This window comes from Actinomadura barringtoniae (assembly GCF_017573505.1).
Taxonomy (GTDB): Bacteria; Actinomycetota; Actinomycetes; order Streptosporangiales; family Streptosporangiaceae; genus Spirillospora; species Spirillospora barringtoniae.
In genome coordinates, this window is the sequence record NZ_JAGEOJ010000011.1 from 290,432 (window position 1) to 309,593 (window position 19,162).

17 protein-coding genes and 1 tRNA gene are annotated in these 19,162 nt (G+C 70.2%); 11 read left to right on the forward strand and 7 right to left on the reverse strand.

Going from position 1 to position 19,162, the window contains the following annotated elements; all coding sequences use genetic code 11:
* The first annotated feature begins 11 nt into the window (after positions 1 to 11).
* From J4573_RS27430 to J4573_RS27455, 6 genes are read left to right on the forward strand one after another with little or no spacing between them, the layout of a single operon-like run.
* Positions 12 to 1,451: an extracellular solute-binding protein gene (locus J4573_RS27430; RefSeq protein ID WP_307796926.1), complete on the forward strand. Its 1,440-nt coding sequence runs from the start codon at positions 12 to 14 to the stop codon at positions 1,449 to 1,451.
* Positions 1,423 to 2,397: a carbohydrate ABC transporter permease gene (locus tag J4573_RS27435; protein ID WP_208258735.1), complete on the forward strand. Its 975-nt coding sequence runs from the start codon at positions 1,423 to 1,425 to the stop codon at positions 2,395 to 2,397. The genes J4573_RS27430 and J4573_RS27435 overlap by 29 nt, the downstream gene beginning before the upstream one ends.
* Positions 2,394 to 3,215: a carbohydrate ABC transporter permease gene (locus J4573_RS27440; RefSeq protein ID WP_208258736.1), complete on the forward strand. Its 822-nt coding sequence runs from the start codon at positions 2,394 to 2,396 to the stop codon at positions 3,213 to 3,215. The genes J4573_RS27435 and J4573_RS27440 overlap by 4 nt, the downstream gene beginning before the upstream one ends.
* On the forward strand, positions 3,215 to 4,345 hold the full coding sequence (locus J4573_RS27445) for an ABC transporter ATP-binding protein (protein ID WP_208258737.1): 1,131 nt from the start codon (positions 3,215 to 3,217) through the stop codon (positions 4,343 to 4,345). Before J4573_RS27440 ends, J4573_RS27445 begins: the two co-directional genes overlap by 1 nt.
* On the forward strand, positions 4,342 to 5,547 hold the full coding sequence (locus tag J4573_RS27450) for a CehA/McbA family metallohydrolase (protein ID WP_208258738.1): 1,206 nt from the start codon (positions 4,342 to 4,344) through the stop codon (positions 5,545 to 5,547). Before J4573_RS27445 ends, J4573_RS27450 begins: the two co-directional genes overlap by 4 nt.
* A complete protein-coding gene (locus tag J4573_RS27455) occupies positions 5,538 to 8,144 on the forward strand; it encodes a glycoside hydrolase family 38 N-terminal domain-containing protein (protein WP_208258739.1) in 2,607 nt (868 codons plus the stop codon). The genes J4573_RS27450 and J4573_RS27455 overlap by 10 nt, the downstream gene beginning before the upstream one ends.
* Positions 8,145 to 8,206: 62 nt before the next feature.
* On the opposite strand, the gene ppgK is transcribed toward J4573_RS27455, so the two are convergent.
* Entirely contained in the window at positions 8,207 to 8,980 is a 774-nt protein-coding gene (gene ppgK / locus J4573_RS27460; RefSeq protein ID WP_208258869.1) for a polyphosphate--glucose phosphotransferase, read from the reverse strand.
* A gap of 133 nt (positions 8,981 to 9,113) precedes the next feature.
* On the opposite strand from ppgK, the gene sthA reads away from it, so the two are divergent.
* On the forward strand, positions 9,114 to 10,526 hold the full coding sequence (gene sthA / locus J4573_RS27465; RefSeq protein WP_208258740.1) for a Si-specific NAD(P)(+) transhydrogenase: 1,413 nt from the start codon (positions 9,114 to 9,116) through the stop codon (positions 10,524 to 10,526).
* Positions 10,527 to 10,590: 64 nt separating this feature from the next.
* Here the strand turns inward: sthA and J4573_RS27470 are convergent, their stop codons facing one another.
* Entirely contained in the window at positions 10,591 to 11,007 is a 417-nt protein-coding gene (locus J4573_RS27470; protein WP_208258741.1) for an SsgA family sporulation/cell division regulator, read from the reverse strand.
* Positions 11,008 to 11,315: 308 nt separating this feature from the next.
* Between J4573_RS27470 and J4573_RS27475 the strand changes: the two genes are divergently transcribed.
* Entirely contained in the window at positions 11,316 to 11,726 is a 411-nt protein-coding gene (locus J4573_RS27475; RefSeq protein WP_208258742.1) for a PGPGW domain-containing protein, read from the forward strand.
* 74 nt (positions 11,727 to 11,800) lie between these two features.
* A tRNA-Val gene (locus tag J4573_RS27480) sits at positions 11,801 to 11,872 on the forward strand.
* Positions 11,873 to 12,008: 136 nt separating this feature from the next.
* Here the strand turns inward: J4573_RS27480 and J4573_RS27485 are convergent.
* From J4573_RS27485 to J4573_RS27505, 5 genes are all read right to left on the reverse strand, one after another.
* Positions 12,009 to 13,151 carry a DUF6745 domain-containing protein gene (locus J4573_RS27485; RefSeq protein WP_208258743.1) on the reverse strand — a complete coding sequence of 381 codons (1,143 nt, stop codon included), beginning with the start codon at positions 13,149 to 13,151 and terminating at the stop codon, positions 12,009 to 12,011.
* A 7-nt stretch (positions 13,152 to 13,158) separates the two neighbouring features.
* Positions 13,159 to 13,698, reverse strand: coding sequence for a DUF8820 family protein (locus tag J4573_RS27490; RefSeq protein ID WP_208258744.1), 540 nt, complete (start codon positions 13,696 to 13,698; stop codon positions 13,159 to 13,161).
* 124 nt (positions 13,699 to 13,822) lie between these two features.
* On the reverse strand, positions 13,823 to 14,503 hold the full coding sequence (locus J4573_RS27495) for a response regulator transcription factor (RefSeq protein ID WP_208258745.1): 681 nt from the start codon (positions 14,501 to 14,503) through the stop codon (positions 13,823 to 13,825).
* Positions 14,500 to 15,777: a sensor histidine kinase gene (locus J4573_RS27500; RefSeq protein WP_208258746.1), complete on the reverse strand. Its 1,278-nt coding sequence runs from the start codon at positions 15,775 to 15,777 to the stop codon at positions 14,500 to 14,502. Before J4573_RS27500 ends, J4573_RS27495 begins: the two co-directional genes overlap by 4 nt.
* Positions 15,778 to 15,784: 7 nt before the next feature.
* Entirely contained in the window at positions 15,785 to 18,148 is a 2,364-nt protein-coding gene (locus tag J4573_RS27505; protein WP_208258747.1) for an MMPL family transporter, read from the reverse strand.
* 248 nt (positions 18,149 to 18,396) lie between these two features.
* Here J4573_RS27505 and J4573_RS27510 point away from each other — a divergent pair, with 248 nt between their 5' ends.
* Both J4573_RS27510 and J4573_RS27515 read left to right on the forward strand, forming a co-directional pair.
* A complete protein-coding gene (locus J4573_RS27510) occupies positions 18,397 to 18,888 on the forward strand; it encodes a DUF2975 domain-containing protein (protein WP_208258748.1) in 492 nt (163 codons plus the stop codon).
* The gene (locus J4573_RS27515; RefSeq protein ID WP_208258749.1) at positions 18,888 to 19,154 is read left to right on the forward strand and encodes a helix-turn-helix domain-containing protein; all 267 of its coding nucleotides are present in this window, start codon (positions 18,888 to 18,890) and stop codon (positions 19,152 to 19,154) included. The genes J4573_RS27510 and J4573_RS27515 overlap by 1 nt, the downstream gene beginning before the upstream one ends.
* The last annotated feature ends 8 nt before the right edge of the window (positions 19,155 to 19,162 follow it).

Sequence of the window (19,162 nt, forward strand, 5' to 3'; positions counted from 1 at the left end):
TCACGGTGACGGTGACGCTCAAAAAGGAGGTCACCGTGGGCTTCTCCCACCTACGGGGTGCAGGCGGCGCGGCCGCGCTCGTTCTCGCGGGCGCGGCGCTCGCCGCCTGTGGCGGCGGCGGGTCGTCGACCGATCCGAATCGGGGTAAGGACGCCAAGAGCTTCTCGCTGGTCATCAGCCGGAACGCGATCGAAGGCGGCAAGAACACCGGCGAAGCGGAGTGGATCACCAAGTCGGTGATCCCCGGGTTCGTCGCCCAGCAGAAGGCCAAGGGCGTCACCGCCAAGGTGTCGTTCCGCGGCTACGGCGTGGACGACGAGCCCTACAAGACCAAGATGGCGCTCGATCTGAAGTCCCGTTCGGGCGCGGACGTCTTCGACATCGACGGCATCTGGGTGGGCGAGTTCGCCCAGGCCGGCTATATCGCTCCACTACAGGACGTCGTCGGCGCCAAATCAGAGATGTGGGACGGCTGGGCGCAGATCCCCAAGTCCGTCCAGCAGCTGGTGACGTTCGAGGGCAAGCGGTACGGCATCCCTGGCGGCACCGACGGCCGCGTCCTCTTCTACAACAAGAAGCTCTTCACCCAGGCCGGGCTTCCGGCCGACTGGCAGCCCAAGAGCTGGGATGAGATCCTCACCGCGGGCCGGGCCCTGAAGAAGGTCCCCGGCGTCACCCCCATCCAGCTGAACGCGGGCACGGCGATGGGCGAGGCGACCTCCATGCAGGGCGTTCTCCCGCTGCTCGTCGGGACCGGCTCGGAGATCTACACCGGCGGCAAGTGGACCGGCGGCGGCGCGGCCGTCAAGCAGGTCCTCGGCCTCTACAGCACGATCTACGGCAAGGAAGGGCTCGGCGACCCCAAGCTCCAGCAGGAGGCCAAGGGGCGCGACAAGTCGTTCGAGGAGTTCGCCAAGGGCAAGATCGGCATCCTGGCCGAGGGCGACTACTTCTGGCGCGACGTTCTCAACCCCAAGACCGGCGTCGCGAAGATGCCCAGCCGCGACACCGACGTCGGCTACACGATGATCCCCGCGGTCACGGCGGGCAAGGGCGTGCGAGGCCAGTCGTTCGTCAGCATGTCGGGTGGTTCGGCCACCGTGCTGAACCCCAACACCAAATACCCGCAGCAGGCGTTCGAGCTGCTCAGCTACATGAACTCGCCCGAGATGATGAAGGCGCGCACGGCCGGCACGCCGGAGATCACCTCCCGGACCGACGTCAACAACGAGGTCCTCAAGGACGACGCGTTCCTGAAGTACCTGTCGGACAAGGTCCTGCCGATCACCTCCTACCGGCCGGGCCTCGCGGTCTACCCGCAGGTGTCGACCGCGCTGCAGGAGGCGACCGCCGAGGTCGTCTCGGGCAAGTCCCCCGACGAGGCCGCTGCCGCCTACACCAAGAAGCTGGAGGGGATCGTCGGTGGCGCCGACCACGTCACCGCCAACTGAATCGGTTGGACGAAGGCGAGGAAAGGCGCGTGGCGAGGGGAGTGGGCACGACGACGCGGCCGGGCTGGGGCGCGGACGCGCGGCCGCGTTCGTCGCGCCCGCACTGGTCCTCATCGCCGTCTTCCTCGTCTTCCCGGCGCTGTGGACCCTCTACCTCGGCGTCACCGACTACCGCCTGACCGGCATCGCGGCCAGCAAGCCGCAGTTCGTCGGCACCGACAACTACACCGGGGTGCTGGGCGACAGTGACTTCCACCGGTCGCTGTGGCTCACGCTCCAGTTCGTGCTCGGCTCGGCCGTCCTCGGACAGACGCTGCTCGGCTTCACCCTCGCCTGGGTGATGCGCGACCGCAGCGGGCCGATCAGGCGGCTCGTCGAGGCGCTGGTCCTGCTCGCCTGGATCCTGCCCGGCTCGGTGATCGCGTTCCTGTGGATCGCGCTGCTGGACCGCGACGGCGGGACGCTGAACGCGCTGCTCAGCACGCCGGGCACCGCATGGCTCATCGACCATCCGATGGCCTGCATCATCGTGTTCAACATCTGGCGCGGCACCGCGTTCTCGATGATGCTGTACGGCGCGGCGCTCGGGAGCGTTCCACCCTCGCACCTGGAGACCGCGCGGCTCGCCGGGGCCTCCACCTGGCAGACGCTGCGCGACGCGGTCTTCCCGCGCATCCGGGGGCACGTGCTGACGAGCCTGCTGCTGGTCAGCCTCTGGACGTTCAACGACTTCACGCCGTTCCTCATCACCGCGGGCGGGCCGAACGGGCGCACCGAGGTCATGTCGGCGTACGTCTACCGGACCGCCCTCGGCGACGGGCGGCTCGGCTTCGGAGCGGCGATCTCGCTCATCATGATCCTCATCAACCTGGTGATCGCCCTGCTCTACCTGCGGGCTCTGAGACGCCGCGGAGACTCGTCGAGTGGCCAGGAGGCGCCGGCATGACGGCGCGAGATCTGTTGCGGAAGGTCGCGCTGACGACCTTCATCTCGCTGGTGCTCGGGTTCTTCTCGCTGCCGCTGCTGTGGCTGGCGTTCGCGCCGTTCGACAAGGACCCGCAGATCGCGGTGTCGGTGCCGGAGTTCACCCTGCACAACTTCCGCGTGCTGATGGACAACCCGTACGCGCTCACCTCGCTGCGCAACTCGGTGATCCTGGCCGCCGGGACCGCCGCGTTCGTCGTCACCTGCGCGGCGCTCGCGTCGTACGCGCTCAGCCGCGTCCACATCCCCGGGCGCGACGTGATGCTCTACCTGCTGCTGTTGCTCTCGTCGATCATCACGGGCACGGCGGCGATGGTCCCGATCTTCCTGCTGGCGTTCAACCTGCACCTGATCGACTCGCACCTCGGCGTGATCCTGGTCCTCACCGGGGGCCTGCTGCCGACGGCCATCTTCATCCTGAAGGACTTCACCGACGCGACGCCCAAGTCCTACGAGGAGGCCGCGCGGGTCTTCGGCGCCTCGCCGCTGCAGATCCTGCGGCACGTCGTGGCGCCGACGATCCGGCCCGCCCTGGCCACGGTCACGGTGTGGACGGTCGCGCAGGTCTGGGGCGACTTCCTGATGCCTTTCCTGCTGCTGCGCAACCCGGACAAGGCCCCGGCCTCGGTGATCATGTACACGTTCTACACGGAGGGCGGCCAGCCCGACCTGGCGCTGATCTCCACCTTCTCGTTGCTTTACTCCCTGCCTGTCGTGGTCATGTATCTCTTCGTGAGCCGGCGGTACGGGTTCCGCTTTTACGGAGGGATCAAGCGCTGATGGCCGCCATCACCCTGCGCGAGCTGACCAAGGTCTATCCGGGCGGCGTGCGGGCGCTGGACGCCCTCGACCTGGAGATCGCCGACGGCGAGTTCTTCGCGCTGCTCGGCCCGTCCGGCTGCGGCAAGAGCACCCTGCTGCGCACCATCGCGGGCCTGGAGGAGGCCACCGAGGGCTCGGTACGGCTCGGAGACGAGGACGTGACGCGCACTCCTCCCGGGCGTCGCAACGTCGGCATGGTCTTCCAGGACTACGCGCTTTTCCCGCATATGACCGTGACCGACAACATCGCCTACCCGCTGCGCATCAAGAAGGCCTCCAGGCCTGAACGGCATAAGGCCGCTGCCGAAGTGGCAGGCGAACTGGGCTTGGACGGCCTGCTGGGGCGTCGTCCAGGCGAACTGTCGGGCGGGCAGCAGCAACGCGTTGCCTTGGCAAGGGCCATGGCCGCACGGCCCCAGGTGTTCCTTCTGGACGAGCCGCTCTCCAACCTCGACGCACGATTGCGGCTGGAGGCGCGCACGTTCCTCAAGCGGCTGCAGCAAGAGCTCGGCGTGACAACTGTTTTCGTTACGCACGACCAGGCGGAAGCCTTGGCGATGGCCGACCGCATCGCCGTCATGGAGGCCGGCCGGATCCGCCAGATCGGCACGCCGCGTGAGGTCTTCCGGCGCCCGGCGAACGTCTTCGTGGCCTCGTTCATCGGCTCCACACCGATGAACCTCATCGACGCGGTCGTGCGAGGTGACGAGATTGTGGCCGCCGAGACGGCCCTCCCGCTGCCTCCATCACTAGGGGAGGATTTCGCCGGCGGGCAGGAAGCCGACGGGCAGGAGACCGATGGGCAGGAGGTCGTATACGGAATCAGGCCCGACTACCTGGACTTTTCGCCGGTCGCGACGGACGGGGCTTTTGGCGGCGAGGTGACCGTCGTCGAGAACCTCGGCAGCACCTCGCTCGTTACCTTGGACGTCGCCGGAGTCATGGTGCACGCTCTCGTCGGCGAGGGCGAGGAACCGGCACCGGGGGATCAGGGCTGGGCCGTGCCACGGCCCGGCCGCGCGCTTGTTTATCGGAACGGGGATCTGGTGAACGGAACCGACGACGTGACCGTGGCGGCACGGGCATGACCTACACGACCGTCCACCGAGGACGCTGGACGCTCGAAGACCGGCTGGAGCAGGGGCTGCGCGAGCTGCCCGTCGAGGTGCCGCCGGGGACCGCCGCGCTGAACGTTCGGCTGTCCTTCGAGGGCGGCGTGATCGACCTCGGTTGCCATGGGGCCGACGGCTTCCGCGGCTGGTCGGGCGGGGCGCGGCTGGAGTACACGATCACCGCCGACTGGGCCACGCCCGGCTACCTGCCGGGCGAGCTGGAGCCCGGCGTCTGGCACGTCTGGCTCGGGCTGCACCGGATCCCGCCGGACGGCGTGCCGTACGAGGTCACGGTGAGCACGTCCGACGTCGCGCCGCCCGCTCCGGAGCAGGCGGCGTTCCCCGACGTTCCCGAACGGCCCGCGCCGCGTTCGCTGCCCGCGCCCGCCGGGATGCGGTGGATGGCGGGCGACCTGCATTCGCACACCGTGCACAGCGACGGAACGCTGACGGTGCCCGAGCTGGCGTGCGAGGCCGTGGCGCGCGGGCTCGACTACCTCGCCGTCACCGACCACAACACCGTGAGCCACCACCCCGAGCTGGCCGGCGTCGGCGCCCGCGCGGGGATCGTTCTGGTGCCGGGGCAGGAGGTCACCACCGACCTCGGGCACGCCAACGTCTTCGGCCCCACCGGATGGGTGGACTTCCGGCGGCCTTCGGGGGACTGGGCCGCGTTCGCCGAGGCCAACGGCGGGATCATGTCGATCAACCACCCGCTGAGCGGCGACTGCGCCTGGCGGCGCGACATGCCGGTCGAGTCGCGGCCGCGGTTCGTGGAGATCTGGCACTCGTCCTGGTGGGACCGGCGCTGGGGCGCCCCGCTGTCGTGGGCGTCGCTGTGGCGGGACGACGTCGTGGCGCTCGGCGGCAGCGACTACCACGACCCGGCGCAGCACAAGCTGCTCGGCGAACCGACCACCTGGGTGCTCGCGGCCGACGACGACGTGCTCGGCGCGCTCTCCGCAGGCCGTACGTCGGTGTCGGCGGGACGGGAGGCGCCCGTACTGCTGCGGGTCGAGGACGACCTCATCGCGCTGGGCGCGGACGGCACCGTCATGATCCGCCCGGACGGCACGCGGGTGGCCGTACGCGGGGACGATGTGCGCATGCGAACCAAGGGCCCGGGCACGCACCGCCTGGAGACGCATGAGAACGAGGTGATCGCTCTATGCGGATGATCGTCGTGGTTCCGCACACCCACTGGGACCGGGAGTGGTACCTGCCGTTCCAGCGCTTCCGGCTCCGCCTCGTCTCGCTGCTCGACGACGTGCTCGACCGGATGGAGCGCGACCCGCGCCAGCACTTCACGCTGGACGGCCAGATGGCCGCCGTCGACGACTACCTGGAGATCCGGCCCGAGCGCCGCGACCTGGTCGCCAAGCTGGTGCGGGAGGGGCGGCTGGCGGTCGGGCCCTGGCAGATCCTGCACGACGAGTTCCTGTGCTCGGGCGAGAACATCGTCCGCAACCTGGAGCTCGGCATGCGCCGCGCCGAGGAGTTCGGCGCGGTCATGAACGTCGGCTACCTGCCCGACCAGTTCGGGCACTGCGCGCAGACGCCGCAGATCCTGCGGCTGGCGGGGATCGAGCACGCGTGCGTGTGGCGCGGCGTGCCGAGGGAGGTCCGGACGCACGCGTTCGCATGGGAGTCCCCCGACGGCACGGCGATCCGTACCGAGTACATGCCCGAGGGCGGCTACGGGAACGCGGCCGGGCTGTTCGAGGACGCGGGACTGCTGCCCGAGCGCGTGGCCGAGTTCGGGCAGCGGATGAGGCCCTGGCGGCACGACGGTGGAACGTTCTTGGCGATGTACGGGGCGGACCACACCGCGCCCGCCGCCGACCTCGCCGACCGGATCGAGGCGCTGGAGACCCCGATGCGGCTCGACACGCTCGCCGGCTACTTCGCCGAGGAGAGCACCGCCGTCGACGGGCTGCCGGTCGTTCGCGGCGAGCTCCGGTCGCACGCGCGCGCCAACATCCTGCCCGGCGTGATCTCGGCGCGGATCCACCTGAAACAGGCGATGGGGCGGGCGGAACGGCTGGTCGAGCGCTACGCCGAGCCGCTCGCGGCGCTCTGGTACAGCGGCGACGCGAGCCGCTTCCTGGACATGGCGTGGCGGCGGCTCATCGAGGTGAGCTGCCACGACTCGGTCACCGGCTGCGGCAGCGACGAGACCGCCGAGCAGGTGGCGGCGCGGATGGCCGAGGCCGAGCAGATCGGGCAGGCCGTGTGCGACCTGGTCACCGGGGAGCTGGCGGCGTCCGTCCCGTTCGGCGGCCACATGGTCTTCAACCCGAGCCCGGCGTGGCGGCGCGGCGTCGTGGTGCTGGACGTTCCGGCCGAGGGCGAGACGGCGCTGGTGGACGCCGAGGGGCGGTCGTACGCGACGCAGACCGTCGAGGAGGCGCCGGTCGTCGTGGACGACGCCGTGCATCCGGCCGCCGACCTGCCGATGGTGCTCGACCGGGTGTACGGGCGGGTGCTGTTCGGTCAGGAGATCACCGGCTGGACGGTGTCGGAGGACGACCGGACGCTGACGTTCGAGGTGGCACGGCGCTCGGACGCACCGTTCGACATCGCCGACGTGCGGGCGGCGCTCAGCGGCGCCGAGGGGGAGTGGCGCGTGCGGACGCTCGCCGCGCCCCGCCGCAGCGTCGCGGCCCTGGTCGAGGCGCCGCCGCTCGGCCACGTGTCATTCCTGCCCGAGCCGAGCGAGGCCGCGGGTTCGAGCGAGGCGGATGGGCTGTTCGCGCGGATGAACGGCCGGGTGCTCGACAACGGGCTGCTGCGGGTCGAGGTGGTCGACGACGGGACGCTGACGCTCACTTCGGCCGGCGGGGCCGAGTTCACCGGCGTCGGCCGGGTCGTCGATGGGGGAGACGTTGGGGACACCTACAACTACGCGCCGCCCGAGGACGATCGGCTCGTGGACGTGCCGGACTCGGTGGAGTTCGTCCCGGTATGCGATGGTCCGGTCGTTGCCGCTCTCGATGTCGTACGGACCTACTTGTGGGGCGGCGGCGAGCGCGTTCCGGTCACGACGCGGGTCGAGCTGCGGGCAGGAGAGCCGTACGCCCGGCTGCGGGTCACGTTCGACAACCGCTGCGACGACCACCGGGTGCGGCTGCACGTGCCGCTGCCGACGGCCGCCTCGTCGTCGTTCGCCGAAGGCCAGTTCGCGGTGATCGAGCGCGGGCTGACGGCCGAGGGCGGCTGGGGTGAACGGCCCGTGCCGACCTTCCCCGCCTCGTCCTTCGTCGCTGCGGGCGGAGCGGCCGTGCTGCTGGAGCACGTCACCGAGTACGAGGTGACAGGGCAGGAGCTCGCGCTGACGCTGCTGCGTTCGGTGGGTTTCCTGTCGCGCGATCACAACCCGTACCGCGACCAGCCCGCCGGGCCGCAGCTCGCGACCCCGCGCGCCCAGTGCCCTGGCGAACGGTCGGTCGGTTTTGCGATCATGCCGTACGAGGGCGAACGGCCCGGCGGAGACGTGCTCACCGCAGCCGAATCGTTCCGCCACGACTTCCTGACCGGCGCCGGAACGGGGGCGGCCGACGCGCCGCTGCCGCCCGCCGGAACGGGGATGGAGCTCGCAGGGGAGGGCGTCGTCATGACCAGCCTGCGCGAGCACGACGGGGCCCTCGAAGCCCGTCTGGTGGCCGAGGACCCCGCCGCATCGGGCGCGGTCGTGGTGCTCGACGGCCAGATCGTCCGGGTCGCCCTGCGTCCATGGGAGATCGCCGCGGTTCGCCTGAACCGCGGCGATCTCTGAGGCCCGCTTGAGCCGCCGCGGCCCTGAGAGTCGTTGAGCCGCGGCGGTCTCCGAGAGCGTTGCTACTGCACGGCCGGTGTTGTCGCTGAGGCCTTGGCGTCGTCGTCGGCGGCGGCCATCGCGGCGCCGACGATCCCGGCCGAGTTGAGCAGCTTGGCGGGCACGATCGGGGCGCGGACGCCCTCGATCAGCGGCAGGAACTTGTCCGCCTTCTTGCTGATCCCGCCGCCGACGATGATCAGCCTTGGCGAGATCAGGCCCTCGAGGTGGGTCATGTACTCGCTGAGCCGGTGCGCCCACTTCTCCCAGCTGAGATCGTGGTCCTCGCGGGCCTTGGCCGACGCGCGCGACTCGGCGTCCTTGCCGTCGATCTCCAGGTGCCCGAACTCGGTGTTGCGCACCAGCACGCCGTCGGTGAACAGCGCGCTGCCGATCCCGGTGCCGAGCGTCAGCAGCACGACGGTGCCCATCTGCCCCTTGCCGGCCCCGAGACGCATCTCGGCGATCCCGGCGGCGTCGGCGTCGTTCAGCAAGGCGACTCTGCACCCGGTGGTCTTGTCGAACAGCTCGGCGGCGTTCGTGCCGATCCAGTCCTTGGCCACGTTGGCGGCCGACCAGGTCACCCCGTCGATCACGACGCCCGGATAGGTCACGCCGATCCGGCCGGTCCAGCCGAACTCCTCGACGATCTGCGCCAGGACCTTCGCGATCGGCTCGGGGTGCGCCGGATGCGGCGTCTCGAAGCGGATGCGTTCCTTGGTGAACTCGCCGGTGTCGAGATCGACCGGGGCGCCCTTGATCCCCGATCCGCCGATGTCGATGCCCAGCATTTCCATGCTCATGACGTACCCGTGCCCGTTCACGGACAGCCTAAAGAACGATAAAAGGACCGGCGTGTCGTCTGATCGGCACGGATTGGTTCCCCGAATGCCCTTATGTGTGCGCCCGGTCACGGCCAGACTGGAGAACGTGAGCGACTTCGATCTCCTCGTGCTCGGATCGGGTCCCGGCGGCCAGCGGGCGGCGATCGCCGCGGCCAAGCTGGGCCGGCGGGTGGCCATCGTCGACCGCCGCAACATGATCGGGGGTGTGTGCATCAACACCGGCACGATCCCCTCGAAGACCCTGCGCGAGGCGGTCCTGTACCTGACCGGGCTGAGCCAGCGCGAGCTGTACGGGCAGAGTTATCGGGTCAAAGAAGACATTACGGTCGCCGATCTCGGGATGCGCACCCAGCACGTCATCGGCCGCGAGATCGACGTGATCCGCAGCCAGCTGGCCCGCAACCACATCACCGTCCTGTCGGGCACCGGCCGCTTTCTGGACCCGCACACGGTCGGCGTGGCCTCGGTCGTCGGCGACAGCGAACGCGAGCAGAAGGTGACCGCCGACAAGATCGTCATCGCCACCGGGACGCGGCCCGCCCGCCCCGACACCGTGGCCTTCGATGACAAGACGATCATCGACTCCGACGGCATCATCCACATGGAGCGCGTTCCGGAGACCATGGTGGTGGTCGGCGCCGGGGTGATCGGCATCGAGTACGCCTCGATGTTCGCCGCGCTCGGCACCAAGGTCACCGTCGTCGAGCGCCGCGAGCGGATGCTGGAGTTCGCCGACCTGGAGATCATCGAGGCGCTCAAGTACCACCTGCGCGACCTGGCCGTCACGTTCCGGTTCCGCGAGAGCGTGGAGTCGGTCGAACGGCGCAACGGCGGCACCCTCACCGTTCTGGAGAGCGGCAAGCGCATCCCCGCCGACACCGTCATGTACTCGGCGGGCCGCCAGGGCATGACCGACGAGCTGGCCCTGGAGGCCGCGGGCCTGTCGGCCGACCGCCGGGGCCGGATCAAGGTCGACGGCCACTATCGCACCGAGGTCGAGCACATCTACGCCGTCGGCGACGTGATCGGCTTCCCCGCCCTGGCCGCCACCTCCATGGAGCAGGGCCGGCTCGCCGCCCATCACGCCTGCGACGAGCCGGTGCACGCCATGGACGAGCTCCAGCCGATCGGGATCTACACGATCCCCGAGATCAGCTTCGTGGGCCGTACCGAGGACGAGCTCACCGAGGCCAAGGTCCCGTTCGAGGTAGGCGTGTCCCGCTACCGCGAGCTGGCCCGCGGCCAGATCATCGGCGACTCGTACGGGATGCTGAAGCTGCTGGTGTCGCCCGAGGACAGATCGCTCCTCGGGGTCCACGTCTTCGGCACCGGTGCCACCGAGCTGGTCCACATCGGGCAGACCGTGATGGGCTGCGGCGGCACCGTCGACTACCTGGTGAACGCGGTGTTCAACTACCCCACGCTCGCCGAGTCCTACAAGGTGGCGGCCCTGGACGCGATGAACAAGATGCGCCAGATCGCCCGCCTCAGCGAGTGAGGCCACCCGTTCGGCAGGCGATGTCGCCCGCTCGCCGGGGTGGCTTCGCCCGCTCAGCGAGTGATCAGGACGGCCACAGAAGATTCTCCAGCTCGGCGTCCATGTCGACGAACTCCGACTCCTGACCCGCCGGGACCACCTGGTAGGTCCGGTGCAGGAAGTCCGCGAGCGGCGACAGGGGCACCTCGAAGAGGGCGTTGCCGAACGGTGATGACAGGGCGATGTTCAGGGTCGTGTCGTCAGGCCCTGCGGGCCAGACCTCCACATCGCCGTCCCCGACCTTGCGCACGATGCCGACAGTGAGAAGTTCGCGAGCGAAGATCCACTCCACCGGCTCGTCGTTGCCAACGTAGAAGGCCATGCGGATGGCGTACGGGTCATCGGCCGCGTACTCCAGTCCGGCGAGCAGGGGGACGGTCGTGCGGTCAGGGACGACGAGACGAAGGCCCAGCTCGGCTGAGACGGTGCTGCTGCTGTTCATGGCCATTCCTTCAGGTCGGTCCCGCTAACGCGCGGGCGTTCCGGTGGGAACCTCACTCCCTCTCACGGATGTCCCCGCGATCTATGACGCGTAACTGAGGGAAGATGTGGGAACATTCCGCGTCCGCCGCTCTCTGTGATCTATCTCACGTTCTCAAAAGTAGGCCCTGACCAGGGCAAAAGCGGATCTTTCGGGCCGGGTTCCGGGGTGTCGACCCTTGCCATGTGTGACGATCGGCGGGGGCCGATTGGTTGCCCAAAACCGGCTCGCGGCCCGATGCGGCCATCTACCTGGCATAGGGTAATTGCGTGGCAATTGAGGATGAAAAGGACGCCAACGCCCTCGTGCGGTTCCGGGAGCACCTCCGGCGCAACCGTCTCCTGGACACCACCTGGCGCATCGGCGTCTTCACCGTCGGCATGACGGTCCTGGTCGGCGGCCTGGTCATGATGGTCGCCCCCGGCCCCGGCATCCTCGGCATCATCGTCGGCCTGGCCATCCTCGCCACCGAGTTCGCCTGGGCCCAGCGAGCCCTCCACCGCGCCCGCCAGGCCGCCGAGAAGGCCAAGGAGAAGGCCCTCGACCCCAAGGCCAAGCGCCGCAACACCATCCTCGCCGTCATCACCGGCATCCTCATCGGCGCCGCCGTGATCGCCTACCTCAAGATCTACGACTTCCACCTGCCCTGGAACATCCAGGACTGGACCCCCTGGAACTGACTCACGGATGTGTGAGCACCCCCGCTGATGCGCTAGAGTTTCCGACGTCGGAACGCCGCAAGGCGGTCCGCCCGGGGCGATTAGCTCAGTGGGAGAGCGCTTCGTTCACACCGAAGAGGTCACTGGTTCGAACCCAGTATCGCCCACCCCGAACCCACATCCCAGAGCCGTGAACCTCACTTGAGGCCCACGGCTCTTCATCGTTTTATGGGATCTTCGACTCCCCGCGCCAGCGCGAGGCTTTGGCCTTGGGCGGCCTTGGGTGGCCTTGGGCGTTGAGGGTCAGGTGCGGCGGGTGGACTGGCGGTACTGGGCGGAGGTGAGCCCGATCTGCCAGGCCGCGGCGTGGACCGGGTCGCGGATCCAGCCGGGGACCAGTTCGCCGAACTCGCGGCGGGTGCCGTCCCGTTCGACGGTGCCGTTGGTCATCAGGAGCAGGTGCAGGTGGTCGTCGTACAGGCGTTCGACGCACCAGAGGCTGAGAACCTGGCCTGGGTTGCCGGGGTCTGGGGCCTCCCGGCCGACCTGCGGCCAGCCCGCCTCGGTGACGATCCGGTGCCAGCCTGCCCGGCCCGCCAAGCGTTCGACGGCGCAGCGGCGCTGCTCGGAGTTGCGCAGCGACACCGCCCGGGAGACCGGGACGTCCTCCTCGATCAGCTCGCGCGGCATGGCGACGCCGTGCCACGCCCACAGGCGCCAGCCATCGGGGTACGCGACGGCCGGGCCGGTCGGATGGTGGAGCCGCCCCTCGGCGTCGCGGTGCAGCTCGGCGGGACGCTCGGTGAGGATCACGCTGTCGCGCATCGGCCACCACTCGCCCGCCGAACGCGCCACCTGGAGCAGGCCCAGGCCGTGCCGGTCCGGTTCGGCGGCGCCGAGACGTTCGAGGAAGTCGAGCTGGGCGAGGTGCGGCAATGCCCGTTGCGGGAACGCGCCCAGTCTGGGCAGCGCCCACTCCTCGGGGAACTGCCACGCCTCCTGCCAGGTCGCGGCCGCCTGGTCGACGGCCTGACCCACGGCCTTGCCCAGACCTGCGGCGACCGCGGTGGCGACCTCGCGGCCGAGCCTGTCCAGTGACGCGCGCCAGCGCCGGTCCGGGCCGGACGGCAGCGGGTCCAGCATGATCAGGTCGGTTTCCTGCGGGTCGTCCGGGACCCGGTCGACGAGGGCGTCGGCGGCCTGTTCCGGCAGCGTCCGCCAGGCTCGCCTGGTCACGACCTGGAACCGCCCCGCGCGGATGTCGGCGCCGATGCTGCCCGCCATCGGCGAACCCAGCCAGATGATCTGCTCCGGCGGCCGTCGGCCGGCGCCGAGGTAGACGTCCCGTACGCCCGCCTCGGCGGCCACCCGGTCGGCCGGACCGACCGCCAGGCCGTGGCCGATCCACTCGTCCCGCACGGATTCCAGCAGCGCCCGCTGTTCCACGGGACGGTTAGTCCGCGACGAAGCGGACGTTCATCCATTCCTGCTCGCGGGCGGCCCGGTCACGCTCCGCCTGCTCACGCTCGGCCCGTTCGGCCTGCTCGAGGGCCTCCTGCTTACGGGCCTGCTTGCGAGCCCGCTCGAGCTTGCGAACGGTGTCGGGCGTGAGAACGCGCGGCGCCATCTCGCGCTTGCGGCGCAGCACGTACCGGCCGGGCGCGATGCCGGTGTTGCCGTGCTCAGGATGGTCGAGCCACGCGCTCGCGCCGTCACCGACCTCCAGCGACCCCAGGGTGAGGTCGTCCGCCGCGCCTTCGCGGACGTCGTACCGGACGTCACCGGAGGCGAGGAGCAGGTGGGTGTGGCCGCCGGCCTCACCGCGGACCACGGCGATGCCCGCGGCCGGAACGGGGGTCACCGGCGGCCGGTGGTCCTCGGACGCCATCGAGGCGGGGATGACGGACACATCACCCTGGTGCTGCAGTCCGTCGATCGTCGGAATGTCGAGTTCGGCGGCCAGACGGGCCAGGTCGGCGTCATCGGTCCGCACGTTGCTGAGAAGTATCACTGCGGCCTCCCGCGAGGTGTCTCCGCAAAAATCTAGGCTCCACCCGATCAAGCAGGCCAATGGTTTTCCGTCGACTGCCCGGAGCGGGTGGCGCGGCTGTGCCGGGCTAGGGGAGGGCGTCGGGGGTGGGTTGGACCAGGCCGGTCTGGTAGGCGATGACGACTAGCTGCGCTCGGTCGCGGGCGTCCAGCTTGGTCATGGCGCGCTGCACGTGGGCGCGGACGGTGTAGGGGCTGAGGAACGTTCGCTCGGCGATCTCCTGGTTGGACAGGCCGATCGCGACCAGGGCCACCATCTCGCGTTCGCGCGGGGTGAGCGCGGCGAGCCGTTCGGGGTCGCGCGGAACGGCGCCGTCCGGTGTGGCCAGGAAGCGCGCGACCAGGGAACGGGTCGCGGCGGGCGACAGGAGGGTGTCGCCGTCGGCGATCGTGCGGACGGCGGCCAGCAGGTCCTCGGCGCCGATGCCCTTGCCGATGAAGCCGCTGGCCCTCGCGCGCAGCGCCTGAGCGACGTACTCGTCGGTCTCGTAGGTGGTGAGGATCAGGATGCGGCTGGCGCTCAGTTCCGGGTCCGCGCAGATCTCCGACGTGGCGGTGAGACCGTCCACCTCGGGCATCCGGATGTCCATGACCACGACGTCCGGGTCCAGCTCCCGGGTGAGGCGCACGGCCTCCCTTCCGTCGGCCGCCTCCCCGACCACGGTGATGTCGTCGGCGGTGTCGAGAAGCAGCCGGAAGGCACCGCGCAGCAGGGCCTGATCGTCGGCGAGCAGCACCCGGAGCGTCACAGCGCATCACCGGCCTCAGGGAGCGTCGCTCGGTCGGCCTTGCGCGGCTCGTCCTTGTCCTTGGCAGGCGGGAGGGGCAGCTCGGTGGAGACGAGGAACCCGCCCTCCGGACGCCTGCCCGCAGAGAGGCGTCCCCCGACCGCGGTGGCACGTTCGCGCATCCCGATCAGTCCGTAACCGGGCGAATGGTCCGACACCGTGGACGCGTTCGGTGCCGCCCGGACCTCCTGCCCGTCGGCTCCGTCCTCTCCGTCGTCGGCGACGGTGATGGTGACGCGGTCGCGGTTCCAGTCGAGGCGCACCCGGGCGCTGCCGGTGCCGGCGTGCTTGGTCACGTTGGTCAGAGCCTCCTGGACGATGCGGTACGCGGTGAGGTCCACGCCGGGCGGTAGCGGCCTGGCCGTGCCCTCCTCGTGCACCGACACCTCCAGGCCCGCGCGGCGAAAAGACTCCAGGAGCGTGGGAAGCCGGGACAGCCCGGGCGCCGGCTCGGCGGGCGAGGCGGAGTCGCCGGTCTGGCGCAGCAGGCCGACCGTGGCCCGCAGTTCGTTGAGCGCGTTACCGGTGGTCTCGACGAGTTCGTTCAGGCTCTTGCGGGTCTGCCCCGGGCGGGCGTCGAAGAAGTGGACGGCGACCGTGGCCTGCGCGTTGGCCAGGGTGATCTGATGGGCCACGAGGTCGTGCAGTTCCCGGGCGATGCGCACCCGTTCCTCGGCCACTCGCTGGCGCGCCTCGCTGTCCCGGCTCTCCTCGGCCCGCCGCGCCCGTTCCTCCACGGCCGCCAGGTAGGCCCGCCGGTTCTGCGCCGAGTGACCGAGGACGCCGGCCACCAGCGGGAACGCCGCCACCGCTCCCATCCTGCTCGCGTCCTTCCACGAGAAGGCCCCGAGCAGGGGGGTGAAGGCGACCAGCAGTGCCACGGAGGTGAGCGACACCGCGCTCGCCGCGTGCCGTTCGGTGCGCGCGGCGAGCGAGTAGGCGGTGATCACGGCGGGGGCCACGATGAGCGGGCTCAGCAGGAGGCCGAAGGGCACCGCCAGCAGGGCGATCGCCGTCGTGGCCGCCATGGCGGCCAGTGGCGCCCGGTGCCGTACCGGCAGCACGGCACAAGACGCCACGGCGATGAAGTAGGCGGCGGCCGGCGGCGGCGACAGCGTGCTGCCGTCGTCCTGCAGCGTGCCACCGAGCAGGCAGAGCGCGAACGCCGTCGCGATGATCGCCACTTCCTGCAGCGTGACGCGCGATCGCAGGCCCCCGCCGGCGGTGTTGGTCATGGCCGCCTCAGTGCCGGCGGGCGGGGAGCGGCGGCACCGCCGCGTCCGGCCCGGTCGCGGTGTACGGTCCGGTCGCGGGCGCCGGGACATGCCTGCTCAGTTTCTCCCCCTCGATGTCCACGTTCGGCAGCACACGGTTCAGGATACGAGGCAGCCACCAGGCCCGATGACCCAGCAGCGCCAGAACCGCGGGCGCGATCGCCATCCGGACCACGAAGGCGTCGAACGCGACGGCGGCGGCCAGGCCGACCCCCATCGTCTGGATGGTCGGGTTGCTCATGCCGATGAACCCGGCGAACACGCTGATCATGATGATCGCCGCCGCGGCCACCACCCGCCCGCTGTGCCGGAAGCCGTTGACGATCGCCTCGCCGGGGGAGGCGCCATGGACGTAGGCCTCCCGTATCCGGGTGAAGAGGAAGACCTCGTAGTCCATGGCCAGACCGAACACGATCCCGATGATGAGGATCGGCATCAGCGACATGACCGGGCCGGTCTGTTCGATCCCGATCAGGTCGGCCGCCCAGCCCCATTGGAAGACGGCGACGAGGACGCCGAAGGCGGCGCCCACCGACAGCAGGAAGCCGAGCGCGGCCTTGATCGGGACCAGGATCGAGCGGAAGACCACCATCAGCAGGAGCACCGCCAGGCCGATGACCACGGTCAGATACGGGATGAGGGCGTCGGACATGGCTTCGGAGATGTCGATGTTCATCGCGGTGGTGCCGGTCACCAGGACCCCGGCGCCCGTGCCCGCCTCAATGCCGGAGACCGCGCCGCGGATCTCGTTCACCAGATCCTTGGTCTCGCTGCTGTTCGGCGCGGTGCGCGGTACGACGGTGAGGACGGCGGTGTCCTTGCTCCGGCTGAGGACCGGGTCACCGACCGAGGCGACCCCGGCCATCCCCCGTACGGTCGAGACGACCCGGTCCGTGGTGGCACGCGTGTCCGCGGGCTTCGAGGTGTCCACGACCACGGTCAACGGGCCGTTGAAGCCGGGGCCGAAGCCCTCCGACAGCAGATCGTAGGCACGGCGCTGGGTGGTCTCCACCGACTTGGACTCGTCTCCGGGCAGCCCGAGTTCGAGGTTCAGCGCGGGCAGGGCGACGGCGCCGAGACCGAGCCCGGCGACCAGCAGTACGGCCACCGGCCGACGCAGCACGAACCGTGCCCAGCGGCTGCCGAGCCCAGGCCGTTCGCCGAGCCCAGGGCGTTCGCTGAGCCCAGGGCGTTCGCCGAGCCCAGGGCGTTCGCCCAATGGCCCGGGCCGTTCGGCCGCACTGGGCACCAGGTGCGGGTGCTCGCTTGCGGTGCCTCCCTGCCGGGCGGCCTTGCGGGCGGCGCGCGACAGGACCCGCTTGCCGGAGAAGCCGAACAGCGCCGGGGCGAGGGTCAGCGCGACGATCACGGCGAGAGCCACGGCGCCGGCACCGCCCAGGCCCATCTTGGTGAGCTCGGGGATTCCGACGACCCCCAGCCCGACCAGGGCGATGAAGACGGTCGCGCCGGCGAAGACGACGGCGGATCCGGCCGTGCCGACCGCCCGGCCGGCGGCCTCCTCCGGCGCGTGGCCCTGGGCGCGCTCGTCGCGGTAGCGGGAGGTGATGAAGAGCGCGTAGTCGATGCCGACCGCCAGCCCCAGCATCAGCGTCAGGATGGCGACGGTGGAGGTCAGACCCAGCGGTACGGCCAGCGCGGAGACCAGGCCGAAGGCGATGGCCACGCCCACGAAGGCGTTCAGCAGCGACAGTCCGGCCGCGACCAGCGACCCGAGGGCGAGGATCAGCACCACCGCCGCGACCACCACGCCGATCATCTCCGTCGTACCGCCCAGTGACTCTTCAGCGTCCAGGGCCGAGCCGCCGATCTCCACGGTCAGCCCCGCGTGCCGGGCCTGGCTCGCGGCGCCTTCGAGGGCGTTCTTCGTCGGTACGGTCAGGTCCACGGCGTCCGCGGTGTAGGTGATCGTGGAGTAGGCGATGCGGCCGTCCTTGCTGACGGCGCCGGTCGTATAGGGGTCGGTGATCGACGCGACCTGACCGCCGTCGCCCCCGCCGGCGCCCCTGCGCAGCGAGCCGAGGGCGTTCTGAACGGCCGCCTTGCTCTCAGTGGCCGTGACCCGCTGCCCGTCGGGGGCCTGGAACACCAGGCGTGCCTCGGCTCCCTGGGCGTTGCTCTGCGGGAACCGCGCGTCCAGCAGGTCGAACGCCTTCTGCGACTCGGTGCCGGGCATGGAGAGGTCCTCGTCGTCCCCGGACGGCGCCAGGGCGGCGGCGACCACGGCCAGTCCCAGGGTGAGCAGCCACAGACCGCCTACGAGCCTGCGCCGCCGGAACGCCCACCGTCCGATCCAGTAAAGAAATGTCGCCACCTGTTGATCACTCCAGACGCCACCAGGCAAAGGGAAAGCGCGAGATCTCACGCGCTTTCAACACTCGCCTCAGGCGTCCCCGCCCGGCATCGTCCGCGGCAGCCGTCTTTCCCCTGGTGCGCCCGGACCAGCCGGGCACGCCTCCTAGTGCCTACGCACCTGTACGGGGTCCTGCCTCCTCGGCCAGTACCTTGCCTAATCTATCGAATTTCGATAGATTTCCATCGCAACTCGATGGAAGGCAGGCCATGGGAAAGCTGACAGTGCGCGCGCTGCGCGCCGTGCTCGTGGTGGTGCTCACCGGCACCGTGCTCGTCCAGGCGTTGATGGTGTGGACGCTGGTCAGCGGGAACGACCCGGAGGACGGATCGCTCCCACTGACCCCGCTGCGCTTGATCACGATCCTGGGCATCGGGACGATCCAGGTCATCGGGGTCTGCGTATGGCGGCTGGTGACGATGGTGCGACGCGGAACCGTCTTCTCCGACGCCGCCTTCCGGTACGTGGACCTCATCATCGGCGCGATGGTGGCGGCCGCCCTCGTGTGGTTCGCGGTCACGGCCATCAACGCGCCGGGCCAGCGGGACGACCCGGGCGTCACCGTCATCATGGGCGGGATCGGCCTGGCCATCCTGGGAGGCGCGTTGATCGTGCTCCTGCTGCGGATGCTGCTCGCCCAGGCCGTCGCGCGCGACGCCGAAGCGACGCAGCTGCGGTCCGAGCTGGACGAGGTGATCTGATGCCCATCACCGTCGACATCGACGTGATGCTGGCCAAGCGGAAGCTGTCGGTGGGCGAACTCGCGGACCGCGTCGGGATCACCCCCGCCAACCTGGCGGTACTCAAGAACGGCCGTGCCAAGGCGGTCCGCTTCACCACACTCGCCGCGCTCTGCGAGGCGCTCGACTGCCAGCCGGGGGACCTGCTGCGCTTTGAGGCCAACGACACCGCAGACCATCGGCCGTCGGCAACGGTGGCCAAGGCCGAAGTGGAGAACGGGCTCTAGTACGGCAG

Coding starts and splice junctions, on each gene's coding strand:
- J4573_RS27440 (WP_208258736.1), top strand. CDS start 2,394: ATGACGGCGCGAGATCTGTTGCGGAAGGTCGCGCTGACGACCTTCATC.
- J4573_RS27445 (WP_208258737.1), top strand. CDS start 3,215: ATGGCCGCCATCACCCTGCGCGAGCTGACCAAGGTCTATCCGGGCGGC.
- J4573_RS27450 (WP_208258738.1), top strand. CDS start 4,342: ATGACCTACACGACCGTCCACCGAGGACGCTGGACGCTCGAAGACCGG.
- J4573_RS27455 (WP_208258739.1), top strand. CDS start 5,538: ATGCGGATGATCGTCGTGGTTCCGCACACCCACTGGGACCGGGAGTGG.
- ppgK (WP_208258869.1), bottom strand. CDS start 8,980: ATGGAAATGCTGGGCATCGACATCGGCGGATCGGGGATCAAGGGCGCC.
- J4573_RS27470 (WP_208258741.1), bottom strand. CDS start 11,007: ATGAACAGCAGCAGCACCGTCTCAGCCGAGCTGGGCCTTCGTCTCGTC.
- J4573_RS27500 (WP_208258746.1), bottom strand. CDS start 15,777: ATGACCAACACCGCCGGCGGGGGCCTGCGATCGCGCGTCACGCTGCAG.
- J4573_RS27510 (WP_208258748.1), top strand. CDS start 18,397: ATGGGAAAGCTGACAGTGCGCGCGCTGCGCGCCGTGCTCGTGGTGGTG.
- J4573_RS27515 (WP_208258749.1), top strand. CDS start 18,888: ATGCCCATCACCGTCGACATCGACGTGATGCTGGCCAAGCGGAAGCTG.